The organism is Shewanella sp. SACH, assembly GCF_001887095.2.
In the GTDB taxonomy this organism is placed as follows: Bacteria; Pseudomonadota; Gammaproteobacteria; order Enterobacterales; family Shewanellaceae; genus Shewanella; species Shewanella baltica.
Genome location: NZ_MPDG02000013.1, coordinates 1 through 5483 on the forward strand (window position 1 = coordinate 1; position 5483 = coordinate 5483).

Consider the following 5483-nt stretch of genomic DNA (forward strand, 5'->3'; position numbering starts at 1 on the left):
CAACAAAACTTTAATTGAAGAGTTTGATCATGGCTCAGATTGAACGCTGGCGGCAGGCCTAACACATGCAAGTCGAGCGGCAGCGGGAAGATAGTTTACTATCTTTGCCGGCGAGCGGCGGACGGGTGAGTAATGCCTAGGGATCTGCCCAGTCGAGGGGGATAACAGTTGGAAACGACTGCTAATACCGCATACGCCCTACGGGGGAAAGGAGGGGACCTTCGGGCCTTCCGCGATTGGATGAACCTAGGTGGGATTAGCTAGTTGGTGAGGTAATGGCTCACCAAGGCGACGATCCCTAGCTGTTCTGAGAGGATGATCAGCCACACTGGGACTGAGACACGGCCCAGACTCCTACGGGAGGCAGCAGTGGGGAATATTGCACAATGGGGGAAACCCTGATGCAGCCATGCCGCGTGTGTGAAGAAGGCCTTCGGGTTGTAAAGCACTTTCAGTAGGGAGGAAAGGTAGCAGCTTAATACGCTGTTGCTGTGACGTTACCTACAGAAGAAGGACCGGCTAACTCCGTGCCAGCAGCCGCGGTAATACGGAGGGTCCGAGCGTTAATCGGAATTACTGGGCGTAAAGCGTGCGCAGGCGGTTTGTTAAGCGAGATGTGAAAGCCCCGGGCTCAACCTGGGAATTGCATTTCGAACTGGCGAACTAGAGTCTTGTAGAGGGGGGTAGAATTCCAGGTGTAGCGGTGAAATGCGTAGAGATCTGGAGGAATACCGGTGGCGAAGGCGGCCCCCTGGACAAAGACTGACGCTCAGGCACGAAAGCGTGGGGAGCAAACAGGATTAGATACCCTGGTAGTCCACGCCGTAAACGATGTCTACTCGGAGTTTGGTGTCTTGAACACTGGGCTCTCAAGCTAACGCATTAAGTAGACCGCCTGGGGAGTACGGCCGCAAGGTTAAAACTCAAATGAATTGACGGGGGCCCGCACAAGCGGTGGAGCATGTGGTTTAATTCGATGCAACGCGAAGAACCTTACCTACTCTTGACATCCACGGAATTCGCTAGAGATAGCTTAGTGCCTTCGGGAACCGTGAGACAGGTGCTGCATGGCTGTCGTCAGCTCGTGTTGTGAAATGTTGGGTTAAGTCCCGCAACGAGCGCAACCCCTATCCTTATTTGCCAGCACGTAATGGTGGGAACTCTAGGGAGACTGCCGGTGATAAACCGGAGGAAGGTGGGGACGACGTCAAGTCATCATGGCCCTTACGAGTAGGGCTACACACGTGCTACAATGGCGAGTACAGAGGGTTGCAAAGCCGCGAGGTGGAGCTAATCTCACAAAGCTCGTCGTAGTCCGGATTGGAGTCTGCAACTCGACTCCATGAAGTCGGAATCGCTAGTAATCGTGGATCAGAATGCCACGGTGAATACGTTCCCGGGCCTTGTACACACCGCCCGTCACACCATGGGAGTGGGCTGCAAAAGAAGTGGGTAGCTTAACCTTCGGGGGGGCGCTCACCACTTTGTGGTTCATGACTGGGGTGAAGTCGTAACAAGGTAGCCCTAGGGGAACCTGGGGCTGGATCACCTCCTTACCTATACGACTAACTTAATGTTTGTTGAGTGTTCACACAGATTTGCTTGATAGAAGAAAGAGTAAAAGATGAGTCTGTAGCTCAGCTGGTTAGCACCCCAATCCCCTCATAAAGAGTAGGGTGAGGTCGGTGGTTCTAGATGAATATGGGTTTATCAAAAGATGGGTCTGTAGCTCAGCTGGTTAGAGCGCACCCCTGATAAGGGTGAGGTCGGTGGTTCAAGTCCACTCTGACCCACCAATCCTTCCTTCTCAGCGTTGGAAAGTGACTCGTTTAGTAAACTAAACGTCGGCACTGTCCGCCTTGATAAGAAATGATTGGCAAACCAATCCTTTTAGAGGTTTGGAACATCTTACTTACTCGCACTGCATGTAAATGGGGCTATAGCTCAGCTGGGAGAGCGCCTGCCTTGCACGCAGGAGGTCTGCGGTTCGATCCCGCATAGCTCCACCATTTACACCTTATTCTGACTTTATTGCAAAGTAATAAGGCATATGCACTATGGATAGAGATGCCAAAGATAAACTTAAAAATTATCTTTGGCTTTTTTAAGCCCGCTCTTTAACAATTTGGAAAGCTGATAGTATTTAATTGCATGAGTCTGTCATGTAATTAATTACAAAACGTTTAATGCGAAAGCATTGAACATGAGTTCTCAAACACTTTATTAAGTGTCTTGAATATTCAAAAGTAAATTATTCTTAGTTGAATAGTTTACGTCTAAGGCGCGTCCACTTCTTTGGTCAGAAGTGAGACAAGTAAAACCAAGCTGGTCGCAATGCGACTCAGATGAGTGAAACTCATTTGGGTTGTATGGTTAAGCGACTAAGCGTATACGGTGGATGCCTTGGCAGTCAGAGGCGATGAAGGACGTAGTAACTTGCGAAAAGCGTTGGCGAGCTAGTAACAAGCATTTGAGCTAACGATGTCCGAATGGGGGAACCCAGCAGCATAAGCTGTTATCGCAACATGAATACATAGTGTTGCGAGGCGAACCCGGGGAACTGAAACATCTAAGTACCCGGAGGAAAAGAAATCAACCGAGATTCCCCTAGTAGCGGCGAGCGAACGGGGATTAGCCCTTAAGTCAGTGGGGTGTTAGTGGAATGTGTTGGAAAGCACAGCGGCACAGGGTGATAGCCCCGTACATGAAAACTAACCATTGATGAAAACGAGTAAGGCGGGACACGTGACATCCTGTTTGAATATGGGGGGACCATCCTCCAAGGCTAAATACTCCTGACTGACCGATAGTGAACCAGTACCGTGAGGGAAAGGCGAAAAGAACCCCTGTGAGGGGAGTGAAATAGAACCTGAAACCGTATACGTACAAGCAGTGGGAGCGGTTCTTGAGACCGTGACTGCGTACCTTTTGTATAATGGGTCAGCGACTTACATTTTGTAGCGAGGTTAAGCGAATAGCGGAGCCGTAGGGAAACCGAGTGTTAACTGCGCGTTTAGTTGCAAGGTGTAGACCCGAAACCCGGTGATCTAGCCATGGGCAGGTTGAAGGTTGAGTAACATCAACTGGAGGACCGAACCGACTAATGTTGAAAAATTAGCGGATGACTTGTGGCTGGGGGTGAAAGGCCAATCAAACCGGGAGATATCTGGTTCTCCTCGAAAGCTATTTAGGTAGCGCCTCGAGCGAATACCATTGGGGGTAGAGCACTGTTAAGGCTAGGGGGTCATCCCGACTTACCAACCCTTTGCAAACTCCGAATACCAATGAGTACTACTCGGGAGACAGACGGCGGGTGCTAACGTCCGTCGTCAAAAGGGAAACAACCCAGACCGTCAGCTAAGGTCCCAAAGTACTAGCTAAGTGGGAAACGATGTGGGAAGGCTTAGACAGCTAGGATGTTGGCTTAGAAGCAGCCATCATTTAAAGAAAGCGTAATAGCTCACTAGTCGAGTCGGCCTGCGCGGAAGATGTAACGGGGCTAAGCTAGTCACCGAAGCTACGGGTGCACAGTTTACTGTGCGCGGTAGAGGAGCGTTCTGTAAGCCGTTGAAGGTGAAGGGGTAACCCACGCTGGAGGTATCAGAAGTGCGAATGCTGACATGAGTAACGATAAAGGGGGTGAAAAACCCCCTCGCCGAAAGACCAAGGGTTCCTGTCCAACGTTAATCGGGGCAGGGTGAGTCGACCCCTAAGGTGAGGCCGAAAGGCGTAATCGATGGGAAACAGATTAATATTTCTGTACTTCCGCTAACTGCGATGGAGAGACGGAGAAGGCTAGGCTAGCGCGGCGTTGGTAGTCCGCGTTTAAGGTGGTAGGTTGATTTCTTAGGCAAATCCGGGGAATCGCACTTTAGTGTGCAGACTGAGAGCTGATGACGAGGTCCTAAGGGACTGAAGTAGTTGATGCCATGCTTCCAGGAAAATCTTCTAAGCTTCAGGTTAGTGGGAATCGTACCCCAAACCGACACAGGTGGTCGGGTAGAGAATACCAAGGCGCTTGAGAGAACTCGGCTGAAGGAACTAGGCAAAATGGTACCGTAACTTCGGGAGAAGGTACGCTCCTGTTGGTGATGAGACTTGCTCTCTAAGCTGACGGGAGTCGCAGATACCAGGTGGCTGCAACTGTTTATCAAAAACACAGCACTGTGCAAACTCGCAAGAGGAAGTATACGGTGTGACGCCTGCCCGGTGCCGGAAGGTTAATTGATTGGGTTATCGCAAGAGAAGCTCATGATCGAAGCCCCGGTAAACGGCGGCCGTAACTATAACGGTCCTAAGGTAGCGAAATTCCTTGTCGGGTAAGTTCCGACCTGCACGAATGGCGTAATGATGGCCACGCTGTCTCCAGCCGAGACTCAGTGAAGTTGAAATTGCGGTGAAGATGCCGTATACCCGCGGCTAGACGGAAAGACCCCGTGAACCTTTACTATAGCTTGGCACTGAACATTGAACCTACATGTGTAGGATAGGTGGGAGACTTTGAAGTTGTGACGCTAGTCATGATGGAGTCGTCCTTGAAATACCACCCTTGTAGTTTTGATGTTCTAACCTAGGTCCCTTATCGGGATTAGGGACAGTGCCTGGTGGGTAGTTTGACTGGGGCGGTCTCCTCCCAAAGAGTAACGGAGGAGCACGAAGGTTGGCTAAGTACGGTCGGACATCGTACGGTTAGTGCAATGGCATAAGCCAGCTTAACTGCGAGACATACACGTCGAGCAGGTACGAAAGTAGGTCATAGTGATCCGGTGGTTCTGAATGGAAGGGCCATCGCTCAACGGATAAAAGGTACTCCGGGGATAACAGGCTGATACCGCCCAAGAGTTCATATCGACGGCGGTGTTTGGCACCTCGATGTCGGCTCATCACATCCTGGGGCTGAAGTCGGTCCCAAGGGTATGGCTGTTCGCCATTTAAAGTGGTACGCGAGCTGGGTTCAGAACGTCGTGAGACAGTTCGGTCCCTATCTGCCGTGGGCGTTGGATGATTGAAGGGAGCTGCTCCTAGTACGAGAGGACCGGAGTGGACGAACCGCTGGTGTTCGGGTTGTCATGCCAATGGCATTGCCCGGTAGCTACGTTCGGAATCGATAACCGCTGAAAGCATCTAAGCGGGAAGCGAGCCCTAAGATGAGTCATCCCTAGGAATTTAATTCCTCTAAAGAGCCGTTCGAGACTAGGACGTTGATAGGCATGGTGTGTAAGCGTTGTGAGGCGTTGAGCTAACATGTACTAATGACTCGAGAGGCTTAACCATACAACCCAGATGGGTTTTACAAAAAGCCTTAGACAGAATATCGACACTTAATGAAGTGTGAACTCAAACAAAGCAAATCAGCTTTCCGAATTATTATTAGCGTGAGCCAGCGATGGACACGGTAATAAACAGAATTTGCTTGGTGACAATAGCCTTGTGGAACCACCTGATCCCATCCCGAACTCAGAAGTGAAACGCAAACGCGCCGA

The 5483-nt window shown here is 50.5% G+C and carries 2 tRNA genes and 3 rRNA genes; all 5 read left to right on the forward strand.

Annotated features, from left to right (window positions below):
- Window positions 1-11 precede the first annotated feature (11 nt).
- Window positions 12-1556: ribosomal RNA gene (locus tag BM607_RS21510) — 16S ribosomal RNA — on the forward strand.
- A gap of 163 nt (window positions 1557-1719) precedes the next feature.
- Window positions 1720-1796, forward strand: a tRNA-Ile gene (locus BM607_RS21515).
- A gap of 137 nt (window positions 1797-1933) precedes the next feature.
- A tRNA-Ala gene (locus BM607_RS21520) sits at window positions 1934-2009 on the forward strand.
- 362 nt (window positions 2010-2371) lie between these two features.
- Window positions 2372-5274: ribosomal RNA gene (locus BM607_RS21525) — 23S ribosomal RNA — on the forward strand.
- Between the two features lie 138 nt (window positions 5275-5412).
- A 5S ribosomal RNA gene (gene rrf, locus BM607_RS21530) occupies window positions 5413-5483 on the forward strand; the annotation flags it as partial.